The following is a 15921-nucleotide window of genomic DNA, read 5'->3' as shown; positions in this document are numbered from 1 at the left end:
GACTCAGAGGTCATTTTTCGCACACTTCGATGAATGTTGGCGAGACTTGCTGCTTTGAACCGTGGGATATAGCGCTCTGTGTTGGTGAATGGCCGTTGCGGCCCATGTGTTGTGACCCTTTGGCAGCATAGGTGACTACGGCCGCACCTTCAGGTGACAAGTCGAGCTCTAAATCTTCGGTAGGCACACAGCAGCAGGGTAAACATTCATCATGTTTAAGTTCGGCTAAGGGTTCGTTTAAGTAGCTGACTTTTCCGCTGATGACGCGTGTTTTGCAGGCACCGCAGAAACCATTGCGACATTCTGAGAAGATTTTGACTTTTTTGGCTTCGAGCGCTTGCAGCAAGGTGCCTTGTTGCTCGGTAAAGAGCAACACAGGTTGACCTTGAAGGCGCACGATTGGCGCCTTCGCGAACAGATTTTGTGGTCGTTTTTTCGATGTCACTGTTGCAATGCCATTTTAAATGTCACTTTTGAGCGTCTTAGAGATCGAAGTCGAGGAATTCATCGCCATCAACCGCTGAGTCGATTTGACCGACTAGGTATGAAGACACTTCCACTTCCTGTGGTGCGACTTGCACCGCATCGCTTTCTAACCAGTTTTTCATCCAAGGTAATGGATTGGTTATTTCAGGATAAGGTTGTGGCAGATTCACCGACTTCATGCGTTGGTTAGTAATAAACTCAACGTATTGGCAGAGGATCTGTTCATTCAAACCTATCATAGAGCCGTCTTTGAACAGGTATTTGGCCCATTCTTTTTCTTGCTCTGCGGCCTTGAAGAATAAATCGAAAGCTTCCTGTTGGCATTCTGCGGCAATTTCACCCATTTCTGGATCGTCTTTACCGCCTTGCATTATGCTTAAAATATGCTGAGTGCTGTTTAAGTGTAAGGCTTCATCACGGGCAATAAGGCGAATGATTTTCGCGTTACCTTCCATTAGCTTACGTTCAGCAAAGGCAAATGAGCAGGCAAAGCTAACATAGAAACGAATCGCCTCTAGTGCGTTGACTGACATCATGCACAGGTACAAGGCTTTTTTCAGGGTGCGGGTATTGACTATGACTTCTTTGCCATCGATAACATGGGTCCCTGCGCCGAGTAAATGGAACACTTGAGTCAATTGGATTAAGTGATCGTAGTAAGCAGCGATATCGGTTGCACGGCTTAAGATTTCTTTGTTCACGACGATATCGTCGAAGATCACTGAAGGATCGTTAACGATATTGCGAATAATATGGGTGTATGAGCGCGAGTGAATCGTCTCAGAGAAAGACCAAGTCTCAATCCAAGTCTCTAGTTCAGGCAGCGACACCAGTGGTAAAAAGGCCACATTGGGTGAGCGACCTTGAATCGAGTCGAGCAGGGTTTGGTATTTCAGGTTAGAAATAAAGATGTGTTTTTCATGATCGGGCAATGCACCGTAGTCAATTTTATCGCGACTGACGTCTACTTCTTCCGGGCGCCAAAAGAAAGATAACTGCTTTTCTATCAGTTTTTCGAACACTTCATATTTTTGTTGATCGTAACGAGCCACGTTGACCGATTGACCTAAAAACATAGGTTCACGGGTGGCATCGTTGGGTGTTTGACAGAAGGTAGAGTAGGCCATGGTGCTATTTTCCAATGGATAGGGATCCACTCAATCGGGATCCCTATACTTTTTATTTGTAAGAGCCGCGTTAACGTTAAAGACTAGATTTTACACGCGCCACCGGCGCAACCATCGTCTTCTTTCTCTAAATTGGTGATGTCATCGTGTGAATCCGACGCACCATCGCGAGTGTTATGGTAGTAAAGCGTTTTCACACCTAACTTGTAAGCATTGAGCAAATCTTTCAGCAGGGTTTGCATCGGTACTTTACGGCCTTCAAAACGCGAAGGATCGTAGTTAGTGTTAGCTGAAATCGCTTGATCAACGAACTTCTGCATAATACCCACTAGCTGTAAGTAACCGTCGTTGCTTGGCATTTTCCATAGCAATTCATAGCTATCTTTTAGTGTATCGAAATCAGGTACCACCTGTTTTAGCTGACCGTCTTTGCTCGATTTCACGCTGATAAGGCCACGCGGTGGTTCGATACCATTGGTCGCATTGGAGATTTGCGACGAGGTTTCTGATGGCATTAATGCCGACAGCGTCGAGTTACGCAGGCCATATTGCTTGATATCGCTACGCAGTGATTCCCAGTCTAAGTGCAACGGTTCTGCACAAATTTTATCTAGGTCACGTTTGTAGGTATCGATTGGCAAAATACCTTGAGAGTAAGTGGTCTCGTGGAATAACGGACACGCACCTTGCTCTTTGGCCAAGTTCATTGAGGCTTTCAGTAAATAGTACTGAATCGCTTCGAAGGTTCTGTGGGTCAGCTCGTTCGCGCTGCCATCGGAATACTTCATGCCATTTTTTGCTAAGTAGTTAGCGAAGTTAATTACGCCTATACCTAAGGTACGGCGATTCATCGAGGCAAGTTGTGCTGCCTTGATAGGATAATCTTGATAATCCAGCAGATTATCCAGTGCGCGTACCGCGAGGTCGGCTAATGGCTCAATATCAGATAATTCTTTGATTGAACCTAAGTTGAGTGCTGACAGCGTACAAAGCGCGATTTCACCATTAGGATCATCGATGTTGTTCAATGGTTTTGTCGGCAGGGCGATTTCAAGACACAGGTTAGATTGTCTGATCGGCGCGACTTTAGAATCGAACGGGCTATGGGTGTTGCAGTGATCCACGTTCTGAATGTAGATACGGCCGGTTGAAGCGCGTTCTTGCATCATCAGTGAAAACAGCTCAACTGCCTTTATGGTTTTCTTACGAATGCTGCTGTCTTGCTCATATTGCACATATAAACGTTCGAATTCGTTTTGATCTTCAAAGAAAGCATCATATAAGCCAGGTACGTCAGATGGGCTAAACAGGCTGATGTTTTCGCCTTTGATCAGACGTTGATACATGACTTTGTTCAGCTGCACACCGTAGTCTAAATGACGGATACGGTTGTCTTCGACGCCGCGGTTATTTTTCAATACCAGCAGAGATTCGACTTCTAAGTGCCAAATAGGGTAGAAGAGGGTCGCAGCACCGCCACGCACGCCGCCTTGAGAACACGACTTCACTGCGGTTTGGAAATACTTATAGAAAGGTAAACAACCTGTGTGGAAGGCTTCACCACCACGGATTGGGCTACCTAAGGCGCGAATACGACCGGCGTTAATACCGATACCCGCACGTTGGCTGACGTATTTCACGATAGACGAAGCGGTCGCGTTGATGGAATCTAAGCTGTCACCACATTCGATCAGTACGCAAGAGCTAAACTGACGCGTTGGGGTGCGCACACCGGCCATAATTGGCGTTGGCAGCGACAGTTTAAAAGTTGATACCGCGTCATAGAAATCTTTAACGTATTTCAGGCGCGTCTCTTTTGGATAACGGGCAAACAAACATGCCGCGACCAAAATGTAGAGGAACTGCGCGCTCTCGTAGATTTCGTGTGTCACACGGTTTTGAACTAAATATTTGCCTTCAAGCTGCTTTACCGCTGCGTAAGAGAAGTCCATATCGCGCCAATGGTCGATATAGGTATCCATCACGTCGAGTTCTTCGCGGCTGTAATCCTGCAGAATGTGCATGTCATACTTGCCAAGCTCAACTAACTTAGTCACGTGAGTATACAGTGCTGGCGGCTCGAATTGACCGAAGGCCTTCTTACGCAAATGAAACACCGCTAAACGGGCGGCGAGGAACTGATAGTCCGGTGATTCTGGAGAAATTAAATCCGCCGCCGCTTTGATAATGGTTTCATGGATGGCTTCGGTTGGGATGCCATCGAAAAACTGTAGGTGCGAGCGAAGTTCAACTTCAGAAACAGAAACGTTTTTTAATCCCTTGGCTGCCCAAGTAATTACGCGGTGTATTTTTTCGAGATCGATATTCTCACGATCGCCACAGCGTTTTGTGACTGTCATAGTGCTATTCATTTGGAGATAGGCCTTGGTTCTTATATCTATTTAGGTGAGCAAGTTCACCGTACGTATCCTTGTAAAACAATCAATAACCGTCCCTTAAATACAGCTGACTGGTGGAAAACAAGTCAATTAAGCGGCGAACTTCTAGTGTGTCTGATTGCTACCTATACACAAGATATGGTGTTTTAAATTATCTGGGATACAAGATAGTGAGGTTTGCCCCTATTTGCAAGTCTGAATTCAGGGGACATCTTGTGGATAAGTTGAGGATAAGCCTTAGCGTTAGTAACGACTAACCTTGAAGCTCAATTTCAGGTTAGCGTGTCGCACTCATGGGGGATTTTTAGGCGATCTTTTCTTTAGATCGCGATCGCGCACAAGTGCCGATCTTTTATCCGCCGACCTTTCGCAGCCTGATTTTATTCGCAGGTAAAAAATCAAGCAAACACACATATGTGCGTCTGCATAGTCACTTTAGTAAAAGGTGTATCTTCGAGTGCAAAAGTGAAGTTTGTTAACCATTTTATGGGCGAGTTTTCAGGCGAATGCGTCGGCTAATGCCTGATGTAACTCAGTAGGGCTGGCAAAGTGCGCGTAGGCAGGCCACTGCGATGGCTTGTCGTTGACCCCCAGATAACCCCATAGGGCAACGCCACCTAACATGCCCGCTGCCTTGGCTGCGAGCAAATCTCGCTCAGCATCCCCAAGATACAAAATGTGCTCTGGAGCGCAGTTCAGTTGCTGAGCCCCTAATAACATAGGTGCTGTGTGGGGTTTTGGGTGTTTGGTCGAATCACCACTGATAATCACTGGCATACGCAAGTGTAAATTCAGTTTTCGCAATAAGGGACGGGTAAAGCGCGCTGGCTTATTGGTGATCACCCCAAATGGCAGCTGCATTAACTCGAGCCAGTCGAGTAATGCTGCAATACCTGCGAATAGCGCACAGTGATCGCCATTAATGCGCTGATAGTGGGCGAGCAGCCCTTGTTGAACTTGAGTGCGAAGATCATTCGCTGCATTGGGTATCGCCGCATCGACTAAGGCAAAACTGCCGTGGGATGCGGCGTAGCGCATGGCCGCTAACGGCTGCGCGGCGATGCCGACGTCTTGAAGACTTAAATTAAGGGCCTGCACCAGATCCGGCGCGGTATCGGCTAAGGTGCCGTCGAGATCGAACAGTACGCCTTTGATCTGTGCCAGACTCATATTAATCAACCTTACGCGTCGCTATCATGTAATTGACATCAACTTTAGGCGTGTATTTAAAAATGCCCGTCAGCGGGTTGTAGCTGATGCCTAATGCATCGGTACAGATAAGATCGGTATTGTCCACAAGTTCAATCAATTCCGAAGGCTTAATGAATTTTTTATGCTCATGGGTACCAACTGGCAGCATCTTCAGTAAATATTCTGCGCCCAGAATCGTGTGCACATAGGATTTAATGTTGCGGTTGATGGTGGAGAAAAACACAAAGCCACCGGGTTTAACCATGTCACAGCAAGCCTTGATCACAGATTGTGGATCGGGCACATGCTCCAGCATTTCCATACAGGTCACCACATCGTAATAGGCTTGATGATCTTGGCTGTGGGTCTCGGCGGTATTTTTTACATAATTAATGCTTACGCCGGTTTCGAGGGCATGTAGGCGGGCGACTTCTAAGGGCTCATCACCCATGTCAAGACCATCAACCTCGGCACCGATACGGGCCATGCTTTCAGATAAAATCCCGCCACCGCAACCAACGTCGAGCACTTTCTTACCGAAAATGCCGCCAGCAGTTTGATCGATATAATTTAAGCGCAGCGGGTTTAATAGATGCAGCGGCTTAAATTCACCGTTGAGATCCCACCACGTTTCGGCCATACGTTCAAACTTTGCGATTTCCTGTGGGTCAACATTGGTATTCTGATGCATGCTATTACCTGAAGTAGCTGTATTGTGCGGCTATTATAACGACTATGTTTGATAAACAAAGTGTTCGACTGAGCTAAGCCCTTGTGGTTGAGTGAATTTTCAGCAGTTTTCTGCTTTTATGTTAATTGTTGTGCTCCGTATCGACCTTTTACTTTATCCCTTTGACGATTTTTTCTCATCCTAAGCCACGAATTTCAACGCTTGTTTATCGCTCAAACGACCAAATTGACAGTGTTTTCATCTATTAAGCCACCAGACTCTCAATTCGATAATGATAGGTCTGGCGACATTAAATAACTGTGTTAGAATGCCAAATCACGTTTTTGGGCTAGGCAATGATACGGATTATACGTTGTCGGCTATTTTTCAGGGGAACGAGCAGTTTATGACTGATCTGGCATCATCTATTTCGCCAATTAATATCGAAGACGAACTAAAGAATTCGTACCTTGATTACGCCATGAGCGTTATCGTGGGACGTGCATTACCAGACGTGCGCGACGGCTTAAAGCCGGTTCATCGCCGTGTTCTGTTTGCCATGAGTGAATTGAAGAACGATTGGAACAAGCCTTACAAAAAATCTGCCCGTGTGGTCGGTGACGTCATCGGTAAATATCATCCCCATGGTGATTCTGCTGTTTATGACACTATCGTCCGTATGGCCCAGCCATTCTCACTGCGTTACACCTTAGTAGACGGCCAAGGTAACTTCGGTTCGGTCGACGGTGACTCAGCGGCGGCAATGCGTTATACCGAAATCCGTATGGATAAGTTGGCGCACCAATTACTGGCCGATCTTGAAAAAGAGACAGTGGATTTTGTCCCTAACTACGACGGCACAGAACAGATCCCAGCTGTACTACCTACACGCGTACCTAACCTGTTAATTAACGGTTCATCGGGTATTGCGGTCGGTATGGCAACCAACATCCCACCACACAACCTAACGGAAGTCGTGAAAGGCTGTTTGGCATTGATTGAAGAACCTTCACTGTCGATTGAACAGTTGATGGAATACATCCCAGGTCCGGATTTCCCAACGGCAGCAATTATCAACGGTCGCAAAGGCATTATTGATGCCTATAAAACCGGCCGTGGCCGCGCGATCATGCGTGCACTGGCGGATGTGGAAACCGAAGATAATGGCCGTGAGCGCATTATCGTGACTGAAATCCCGTATCAAGTGAACAAAGCCCGTTTAATCGAAAAGATTGCCGAGCTGGTTAAAGATAAAAAGCTTGAAGGGATCAGCGGTCTACGCGACGAGTCTGATAAAGACGGTATGCGTATCGTTATCGAAATTAAGCGCGGCGAAGTGGGCGAGGTGGTATTAAACAACCTTTATGCTCAAACGCAAATGCAGTGTTCTTTCGGGATTAACATGGTGGCCCTGACCAATGGTCAGCCTAAACTGTTTAATCTTAAAGAAATGCTCGAATGCTTTATTCTGCATCGCCGTGAAGTCGTGACGCGCCGTACCGTATTTGAACTGCGTAAAGCCCGTGAGCGTGCCCATATTTTGGAAGCACTGGCGGTTGCACTGGCTAACATCGACCCGATTATTGCGCTGATCAAAGCCTCGCCAACGCCTGCGGATGCCAAAGTTAAATTGGTTGAGCAAGGTTGGGAATTAGGCCACGTTCAAGGCATGCTGGAAAAAGCGGGCGATGACGCCGCGCGTCCTGAGTGGTTAGAGCCACAATACGGTATCCGTGACGGTCAATATTTCCTGACTGAGCAACAAGCTCAGGCGATTCTGGAACTGCGTTTACACCGTTTAACCGGTCTTGAACACGATAAGATCATCGCCGAATACGAAGAGCTGCTCGAATTTATCGCGGGTCTGCTGTTTATTCTGCGCAGTCCTGAGCGTTTGATGGAAGTCATCAAGGAAGAGTTAGTTCAAATCCTTGAAGAATACGGTGATGCTCGTCGTACCGTGATCAATGCCAACGAAGTCGATATGAGTCTCGAAGATCTTATCAACGAAGAAGACGTTGTGGTCACACTGTCGCATTTAGGTTATGCCAAGTATCAACCGTTAACCGATTACCAAGCTCAGCGCCGTGGTGGTAAAGGAAAAGCGGCAACTAAGGTAAAAGACGAAGATTTCGTTGAAAAACTGTTAGTTGCCAATACCCATGACACCATTTTGTGCTTCTCTGACTTTGGTAAAATGTACTGGCTTAAAGTGTATCAATTGCCATTAGCGAGCCGTACGGCACGTGGTCGTCCAATTGTTAACTTGCTACCTTTGGCTGAAGGTGAACGCATTACGGCGATTCTGCCAGTACGTGAATACGCCGCTGATAAATACATCATCATGGCGACTTCACACGGTACTGTGAAGAAAACCGCACTGACTGCTTATAGCAACCCACGTGCAAACGGTATTATCGCCGTTAACCTCAAAGACGGTGACCAACTGATCGGTGTCGATATCACGAACGGTGATGACGAAATCATGTTGTTCTCGAACGAAGGTAAAGTGGTTCGCTTTGGTGAGAAAGTCCGTGATTCTGAAACAGGCGAAGTGAAACTCGATCCAGAAACCGGTGAAGAAGTCTTGTCCTTACGTCCTATGGGCCGTACTGCAACGGGCGTTCGTGGTATCCGTTTAGAAGAAGGTCAAAAAGTCGTGTCGCTTATCGTACCTAAAGGTGATGGCGCGATTCTGACTGTGACTGAAAACGGTTACGGTAAACGGACGCAACTGTCTGAATACCCTGCGAAGAGCCGTGCGACTAAAGGTGTGGTTTCAATCAAGGTGAGCGAGCGTAACGGCGCTGTTGTTGGCGCAGTACAAGTGGGTCTGAATGACGAACTGATGCTCATCAGTGATAAAGGCACCTTAGTGCGTACACCTGCGGGCGGCGTGTCTATCATTGGCCGTAATACTCAAGGTGTAACGATTATCCGCACTGCGGGCGACGAGAAAGTGGTCGGCCTACAACGTATCGACGAAATCCAAACTGAAGAAGATGAAGTCGAGCTGGATGAAAACGGTTTACCGATTGTTCCTGTCATTATCGAAGGCGAATTAGCCGACGACGCTCTTGAAGAAGCGCTGGATGACGAAGAAGAGTTGGACGAAGAAGAGTTGGACGAAGATGAAGACGAACTTGCTGATGATGAGCAAGACGAAGAGTAATTAAGTGTCATATTAACGAGCGTCCAATTGGACGCTCGTTTTTTTAATGGCATTGATGTTGATAGCATTGTTCGTTTTAGAATGGTTTCGTATTTATCAATACCTACATCATGGTTGGGATTAAGGAGAGTGTCAGTGAGCGCGATTTATAATTTCTGTGCTGGACCTGCAATGTTACCCGCAGCGGTAATGAAAAAAGCACAACAGGAATTACTTGATTGGAATGGCCAAGGCGTTTCCGTGATGGAAATCAGCCACCGAAGTAAAGAGTTCATCGCGCTTACACAACAAGCCGAGTCCGATTTACGTGAACTGATGCAGATCCCCACAAATTACCATGTGCTATTTATGCACGGCGGTGGTCGTGGACAGTTCTCCGCTGTTGTGAATAATTTTTTAGGTAATCATGGCAGAGCTCTGTATTTAGTCAGTGGTCAATGGTCATCTGCCGCATTAGCCGAAGCACAAAAGCTCGTGGGTGAAGCGCAGATTGATAGCTTGAATATTGTTGAAAAACACAATGGAATCAATGCGGTTGTCTTACCTGATTTACATAAAATCGATGCCGATTATCGCTATGTTCACTACTGCCCTAATGAGACAGTAGATGGTATCGAAATTTTTGATGAATTAGACTCACCTTGGCCAATTGTTGCCGATTTATCGTCAACCATTATGTCACGTGAAATCGACGTCAGCCGCTACGGTTTGATTTACGCTGGCGCACAAAAGAACATAGGTCCATCGGGTCTGTCGATAGTGATAGTGCGCGATGACATGTTAACACTGCCGAGTTTACCGCAGTCGTCCATCATGGACTATCGTTTAGCCGTTGAGCATGACTCTATGTTCAACACACCGCCAACCTTTGCTTGGTATCTCGCCGCTGAAGTCTTTGCTTGGCTTAAGTCCATTGGCGGCATTGCGAGTATTGCAAAAATTAATCAACAAAAAGCGCAGATGTTATATCAATGCATTGATGGTAATGCTTTCTACCGTAATGGGGTTGTTGCAGCGAACCGCTCACAAATGAACGTGACTTTCCAATTAGTTAACGAAGCGCTCGATAGTGAGTTCCTAAAGCAAGCCCAAATAGCTGGACTCGTTGCCTTAAAGGGCCATCGTATCGTAGGTGGTATGCGTGCTAGCCTCTATAATGCAATGCCACTCGATGGTGTAGTTGCTTTGGTCAAGTTTATGAATGAGTTTGCAAACAAACATAGCTAGGCTTAGCTGTATTGAGTTACTCACTAGCTTGCGACGCTTAGTGTCTAGGCTTTGCTGCCTGAATATCAACGTTATGCTTATTGAATGTTGATCATCAGTTAGCCATCCCAAGTTAGACATCCCAAAAGCGAATGCTCAAATGCATTCGCTTTTTTGTTGGCTGTAATTTATCGACAGTGGCGTTAAGCAAGATGACCTTGGGAAGAACCTTATATTAAAGATAACTTGGATTAAAAATGGCTTGGATTAAAAATGGCTTGAATTAGAGAGGGCAGTGAGCAAGCCTGTGAGCTGACGCGCATTACTGGGGAATATTCTCAGCAATGTGTTGGGTTGGTTGCATGCTATTGTTTATCATGCTTAAAAGTACGCATTTGAGTGTGCATAGAAGATAAATCAATAGGATGTCACAGATGGATTTGGCCAAGCTTTCGCGCATTAGTATGAAGCACTTGATCACTTTGCATGTGATGCTTGATACCCTGAGCGTAACCGCCAGCGCCGAACGTTTATGTCTTAGCCCCTCATCCGTCAGTAAAACCTTAAGCCAGCTCAGGGACAGTTTGAACGATGAACTGTTTTATCGTAATGGCAACTCACTGGTCGCCACACCTTTGGCAAGACGACTAGGGCCAAGCGTGCAGCAAATGATCAATGATATGAATCAGATCATGAGTCAAGATGCGTTTAATTCAGCCCATTTTGAGGGGCGTTTTTCACTTGCGATGCGCGAAAGTACCTTTGAACTGCTGGCCGCCAAATTAAGTGCCCATATTCTCAATTTGGCCCCCCATATCCATCTCGATATTTATAGTAAAGACAATATTGGTTTTGATGGACTCATCAAAGGCTCGTTAGATTTTGTGCTGTTACCCCACGATCTGAGTCAACCTAATCCTCTTCAAGACGATCTGGTGTGGGAAACCTTGTTCAGCGATGAAATGGTCTGTCTGATGAATTCGTCCCATCCCTTGGCTAAACAGCCGCAGATCAGCTTCGATAATTACCTAAGTTACCGCCATATTGGCATTACGGACACAGATCTGAGTACGCCATTTTTTGATATTTTGCTCGCCCAGCAATCTAAAAAACGTGCTGTACTCATTTCAGTCCCTGACTTTGGCAGCGCAGCGTTAATGTGTCACCACAGTGAACTGCTTTTCACCTGCTCGCGCCGCTGGGCATCTATTGCCAGCCAAGCTAAAGGCTTAACCGTTAAATCCTTACCCATAGAATATGGCAAAGTGGCTTACAGTCTCGTTTGGCATAGACAAAGTATGAAAGATCCCGCGCTGCGCTGGCTGTACGAGCAAATTTTGCTTTGCAGTCGCTAAATATAGCAAGAGGGTAAGATAAGATTGGTGACGCCTCGCTTTGCAAGCTTTGCGGCTAAGCGTTCAATATCGGCTTGTGTGCAGCTTGGCCACGTTAACGCGTCGTCGACAACGCCATGGTGGTGAAAGGCATTTAACTTGACCCGCATATCCGCACCTAGCTGAAGCAAATAGGTTGCCAGCGCTTCTATCTCCTGCTCATAATCCGTGATGCTCGGAATGTGCAGCAATCTTACTTCATACAGTTTTTGCTGCTGCGCCAATAGCTGAATGGATTTGAACACGGCATGGTTGTCGCGACCAGTAATGTATCTATGGGTATCTTGCTGCCACGCTTTAAGATCCACCATAGCGCCATCTAAAAACGGCAGCAGTTTATGCCAACCGGTTAGATTCAAACTGCCATTGGTATCGAGCATGCAAGTTAAGTGTGATAACGACTCTGTCGCCTTAATCCCTTTAAACAACGCAATAATAAACGGTAGTTGCAGACTCGCTTCGCCGCCGCTCACGGTAATACCATTAATAAAGTGACGCTGACTGTGCAGAATCCCTAGTATTTCCTCAACTGTGTAATGCGTGACCTTAGGGCTCGCTTGTTTCGGGCACACGGCAAGACAGTTATCGCATTGGCTACAACGCTCACTATCCCAGCGAATGCGAGGCTTGTTATAGAGGTTTATCAATGTCAGCGCATTGTCAGGGCAGGTAGCGACACAATCGCCACAGGCATCGCAAAAGCCTATCGTATGTGGGTTGTGACAGTTTTTGCATTGGTAGTTGCAGCCCTGCAGGAATAACACGAGCCTGCTGCCAGGCCCGTCAACGCAGGAAAAGGGCAATAGCTGACTGACCATTACTTGCCAATTCAAAGACACAAGGGGAGTGTTCATGGGCGATGACTCGTGCTTGGCGCTGCAATATCCCCGTATTAACTGCCGCTTCTGCGGCTAAGCCTGTGGTATTGAGGCGTGAGCCGCACTGCTTAAACGCTTCAATATCCGAGCGTTTTACCATATAGCCGGTCACGCGCATTAAATCGTTAGAGGCCACATTGGCGGTAAATTCCCTAAAGCCTAACTCAAGCGCCGCTTTACACAGTTGGAACATGGCTTGGGGATTGGATTTTACGGTTTCATCGATAGTCAAAATATCGCTAATCCCCGCCGTATAATACTGATGATGTTGCGCTAAGGCTTGAATATGAGCGATGGGATTGGGCTCAGTACCATAGGGAATGCGAACGCCTGGGGTCACGTCTTTATCGATACTGATGCCGCCCTGTGAATGCAGCAGTGCTCGCCCATGGTAACCATGCGCGACGGGTGTGGATTTCACTATGGCATCGAGCGTGGCAGAAATACGGTAGCCAAGTTGGTTTGCATCTGTCTGATGACCATAGCCAGTGTGTTGATCTCGTTGAGATAACTTCGTTGCATCAGTAGCCGTGAATGTCCGCAGAATATTCACGGCTTCTGCCATGCCGTAAATACCAAACATGGGTGCAAAGCGCGATTCATCAATCAATTGCTCTTTAACTAAAAAGCTGTCAAAGAAGTGTGATTCTTGATGCAAAAATGCCGAGCGTGCTTCAATGAGCTCGAAGGTGAGTGAGCAGTAATTTGGCAATACAGTATCAAAAAAATCGTTTATAGAATTGGCCTTTAACGCCACTTCTTTAAGATTAAGTCGAACTAAGGTATTGGCGCCGCCCGCTAATGGCAAGGCATTGTAGCAACTGACAATACCAAAACCGCGCTCATCAAACGCACCGGAATGCAGAGGGTAATTCGCGATATGCGGCTTACTGCACTGACAAATATTGGTGGTCGCAAGCAACAACAATTCATCCGGTGTGACGGCGGGGTCGTACATAAAGGTCAAATTGGGGGCAACTTGTTTTAACTCGGCATCAATGCGCAGTAGGGTGCGGCAAACGATGTTATCTGTAGGGCCAATATTCACATGCATAAAAGCATCGGGCAGGGTTCGGTCGAGCATGATCCAGAACAGTTTTAATTTACGATAAAGGACTTCCGCATCCATTCTTTCAACGAAAGGCATCAAAATGTCATCCAGCTGACCTAAATATACAGGGATATTGGTCACAGAAGGCACGTGGTGATAAAGGATGGTCAAGGCATTGAGGGCTTCATCTAAATCCTGCGCCGGTGAAAGCTCTAAATATTCTGAACCTTGATTTAGATAGCGAGCATAATCTGGCAACACATAGCGCGGTTTAAAAGGCGCATGGCCTTCAAACATATCGCAGATAATGCCGTCATTCATCGCGGCTTTTACCTCAGTCGATATCGGCATGTAGGGCAAGCTCGCCTCTGCCTCCAACGCTAAATAGTTGGATTTTTGCTTAGATGAAAGCTGCGGGTTGGTGACGATTTGCACTAATTTATCTTGTAATAACATGGCGTAATATCCGCAAGTTCTATGACGACCATTAATCTACTGGGCGACTCTGGCTTTAAAAAGTGAAAATAGCCGCAGCACTGATTGATGAAATGGAAATCCGCCGACCGAGGTCACAATTTGTGGTTTCTTGCGATAAAGCCGCGATGTCAAAATCATTAGAATGTGGTTTTACGATTGAAAATAAATGCTTGAAACAGTGAGACGTGGCGCATCTTGCCATATTTGGGGATAAAACGAAGAGAATAAAAGGTCAAAACTTATCGGGTAGAACGATTGAATAATTTAACACTTGAGGCGGTAAATGAACTCTGCTGTATTCCTTTATTGCGGGAGTACAGCAGAGTGAGCGGTGCAGATAAACTCAGCCGTGCTTAGAGCACTTTAGCAATTGATTGGGCTAAGTAATCGACGTTATCTTCACTGATCCCAGCAATACTGATGCGGCTTGAACCCACCATATAAATACTGAATTCTTTTTGTAGGCGCGCCACTTGCTCTGGATCCACCCCGAGGAAGGAGAACATGCCTTTTTGGCGGGCGATAAAGCTAAAGTCACGGTCTACGCCATTGGCTTTAAGTTTATCCACTAAAATGGCGCGGTTGCCGTTGATACGATCGCGCATTACTTTCAGCTCATCAAGCCATTCTTGGGTCAATTCTGCCGATCCTAAAATCGTCTCAACAATCGCGGCGCCGTGGGCAGGCGGCATAGAGTAGAGACAGCGAACCACATAAAGCAGCACAGATTGCGCGACATTGGCAGTATGGGCATCTTTGGCAATCACAGAGCAGGAACCGATACGCTCGCGGTACAGACCGAAGTTTTTCGAGCATGAGCTGCAAAGGATCATATTATCGACCGCTGCCGCCATTTTGCGCACGCCGTAGGCATCAATATCAACGCCATCACCAAAACCTTGGTATGCCATGTCAATCAGTGGAGTAAAGCCTTGCTCTTTTGTCAGGGCAACCACTTTATCCCATTGCACTGTGGTTAAATCCATTCCGCTCGGGTTATGGCAACAGGCGTGGAATAACACCACATCATCAGGACTCACCTGCGATAGGGCAGCAAGCATCTCATCAAATTTCAATGATTTGCTATCGTAGTCATAATACGGATAGGTTTTAACGGTAATACCAGCCGCTTCGAACAAACCGATGTGGTTTGCCCAAGTTGGGTCGCTTACCCATAACACCGCATTCGGGTTGCAGCGTTTGATAAAGTCGCCGGCCACGCGCAGTGCACCAGTACCACCGGGTGTTGAAACGGTGCGGATACGGTTAGCGATAATGGCACTGTGGTCAGCACCGAAGGCTAATTCTGTCATTAAGGTGTTGAATTGTGGCGAGCCTGTTGGGCCGATATACACTTTGGTGGTTTCGGTATCGAGACGGAATTTCTCGGCTTTTTTCACGCAACTGAGGATCGGGGTAACGCCTGTAGGGTCTTTATAAACGCCCACACCTAAATCCACTTTTTGTGGGTGGGTGTCTTCGCGGTACTGAGTCAACAAGCCAAGGATGGGATCTGCTGGCATTGCGATGAGTGAGTTAAACATAGCTCCATCTACCTTTCTGGTTATAGTGCAAACGTGATTGTTTGTATCAGATATGCGTTATTTATCGTTTGGAGCTTAGAATAGCGCGGAAAGGTAAAGTATTTAAAGTGAAAACTGTGATTACACACCAGTTATCTTGGCAAAAAAGTCTGCAAAAAATACGGTTAAATCCTAAATTAACCGCTTAAATTTTGCGTTTTTGTTATTTTTACACTGAACTCAGTAAATAATCTGACCAAAATGCCATTTTTCTCGAAAAAACGGTTGAATCCTTAGCGACAATCGGTAATTTTATAACGACGAAGCACCAACAAGGCCCCAATCTC

General features: G+C 46.4%; 11 protein-coding genes. 3 read left to right on the top strand and 8 right to left on the bottom strand.

The genetic code is table 11. The features are described from left to right. Positions 1-10: 10 nt before the first annotated feature. The 5 genes from yfaE to ubiG all read right to left on the bottom strand — a co-directional run bounded on the left by yfaE (position 11) and on the right by ubiG (position 5894). Entirely contained in the window at positions 11-445 is a 435-nt protein-coding gene (gene yfaE, locus Q4Q54_RS04305) for a class I ribonucleotide reductase maintenance protein YfaE (RefSeq protein ID WP_259399863.1), read from the bottom strand. 37 nt (positions 446-482) lie between these two features. Then, positions 483-1613 carry a class Ia ribonucleoside-diphosphate reductase subunit beta gene (nrdB, locus tag Q4Q54_RS04300; protein WP_006081731.1) on the bottom strand — a complete coding sequence of 377 codons (1131 nt, stop codon included), beginning with the start codon at positions 1611-1613 and terminating at the stop codon, positions 483-485. Positions 1614-1696: 83 nt separating this feature from the next. Continuing rightward, a complete protein-coding gene (gene nrdA, locus Q4Q54_RS04295) occupies positions 1697-3985 on the bottom strand; it encodes a class 1a ribonucleoside-diphosphate reductase subunit alpha (protein WP_311987794.1) in 2289 nt (762 codons plus the stop codon). 525 nt (positions 3986-4510) lie between these two features. Beyond that, on the bottom strand, positions 4511-5182 hold the full coding sequence (locus Q4Q54_RS04290; protein ID WP_311906185.1) for an HAD-IA family hydrolase: 672 nt from the start codon (positions 5180-5182) through the stop codon (positions 4511-4513). A gap of 1 nt (position 5183) precedes the next feature. After that, entirely contained in the window at positions 5184-5894 is a 711-nt protein-coding gene (ubiG, locus tag Q4Q54_RS04285) for a bifunctional 2-polyprenyl-6-hydroxyphenol methylase/3-demethylubiquinol 3-O-methyltransferase UbiG (RefSeq protein WP_006086768.1), read from the bottom strand. A gap of 385 nt (positions 5895-6279) precedes the next feature. Here ubiG and gyrA point away from each other — a divergent pair, with 385 nt between their 5' ends. From gyrA to Q4Q54_RS04270, 3 genes are all read left to right on the top strand, one after another. Next, positions 6280-9045 (top strand): DNA gyrase subunit A, encoded by a 2766-nt coding sequence (gyrA, locus tag Q4Q54_RS04280; protein WP_311987793.1) that lies wholly within the window; start codon positions 6280-6282, stop codon positions 9043-9045. A 135-nt stretch (positions 9046-9180) separates the two neighbouring features. Next, a complete protein-coding gene (gene serC, locus Q4Q54_RS04275) occupies positions 9181-10272 on the top strand; it encodes a 3-phosphoserine/phosphohydroxythreonine transaminase (RefSeq protein WP_311987792.1) in 1092 nt (363 codons plus the stop codon). A gap of 413 nt (positions 10273-10685) precedes the next feature. Further along, on the top strand, positions 10686-11606 hold the full coding sequence (locus Q4Q54_RS04270) for a LysR family transcriptional regulator (RefSeq protein ID WP_311987791.1): 921 nt from the start codon (positions 10686-10688) through the stop codon (positions 11604-11606). Here Q4Q54_RS04270 and Q4Q54_RS04265 read toward each other — a convergent pair. From Q4Q54_RS04265 to Q4Q54_RS04255, 3 genes are all read right to left on the bottom strand, one after another. Further along, on the bottom strand, positions 11603-12499 hold the full coding sequence (locus tag Q4Q54_RS04265; protein WP_311987790.1) for a YjjW family glycine radical enzyme activase: 897 nt from the start codon (positions 12497-12499) through the stop codon (positions 11603-11605). The genes Q4Q54_RS04270 and Q4Q54_RS04265 overlap by 4 nt on opposite strands. Further along, positions 12429-14030 (bottom strand): YjjI family glycine radical enzyme, encoded by a 1602-nt coding sequence (locus Q4Q54_RS04260; RefSeq protein WP_311987789.1) that lies wholly within the window; start codon positions 14028-14030, stop codon positions 12429-12431. Before Q4Q54_RS04260 ends, Q4Q54_RS04265 begins: the two co-directional genes overlap by 71 nt. Positions 14031-14404: 374 nt before the next feature. Then, positions 14405-15595 (bottom strand): amino acid aminotransferase, encoded by a 1191-nt coding sequence (locus Q4Q54_RS04255; RefSeq protein WP_311987788.1) that lies wholly within the window; start codon positions 15593-15595, stop codon positions 14405-14407. Positions 15596-15921 lie beyond the last annotated feature (326 nt).

The organism is Shewanella sp. SP2S2-4 (assembly GCF_031932025.1).
Taxonomy (GTDB): domain Bacteria; phylum Pseudomonadota; class Gammaproteobacteria; order Enterobacterales; family Shewanellaceae; genus Shewanella; species Shewanella baltica.
The sequence above is the reverse complement of the archived record's forward strand: the minus strand, read 5'-3'. Positions and strand labels throughout refer to the sequence as shown.

What these genes read in the sequence shown, in the direction of transcription:
- nrdB (WP_006081731.1), bottom strand. Translation starts at nt 1,613, where the DNA reads ATGGCCTACTCTACCTTCTGTCAAACACCCAACGATGCCACCCGTGAA.
- nrdA (WP_311987794.1), bottom strand. Translation starts at nt 3,985, where the DNA reads ATGAATAGCACTATGACAGTCACAAAACGCTGTGGCGATCGTGAGAAT.
- Q4Q54_RS04290 (WP_311906185.1), bottom strand. Translation starts at nt 5,182, where the DNA reads ATGAGTCTGGCACAGATCAAAGGCGTACTGTTCGATCTCGACGGCACC.
- ubiG (WP_006086768.1), bottom strand. Translation starts at nt 5,894, where the DNA reads ATGCATCAGAATACCAATGTTGACCCACAGGAAATCGCAAAGTTTGAA.
- gyrA (WP_311987793.1), top strand. Translation starts at nt 6,280, where the DNA reads ATGACTGATCTGGCATCATCTATTTCGCCAATTAATATCGAAGACGAA.
- Q4Q54_RS04270 (WP_311987791.1), top strand. Translation starts at nt 10,686, where the DNA reads ATGGATTTGGCCAAGCTTTCGCGCATTAGTATGAAGCACTTGATCACT.
- Q4Q54_RS04265 (WP_311987790.1), bottom strand. Translation starts at nt 12,499, where the DNA reads ATGAACACTCCCCTTGTGTCTTTGAATTGGCAAGTAATGGTCAGTCAG.
- Q4Q54_RS04260 (WP_311987789.1), bottom strand. Translation starts at nt 14,030, where the DNA reads ATGTTATTACAAGATAAATTAGTGCAAATCGTCACCAACCCGCAGCTT.
- Q4Q54_RS04255 (WP_311987788.1), bottom strand. Translation starts at nt 15,595, where the DNA reads ATGTTTAACTCACTCATCGCAATGCCAGCAGATCCCATCCTTGGCTTG.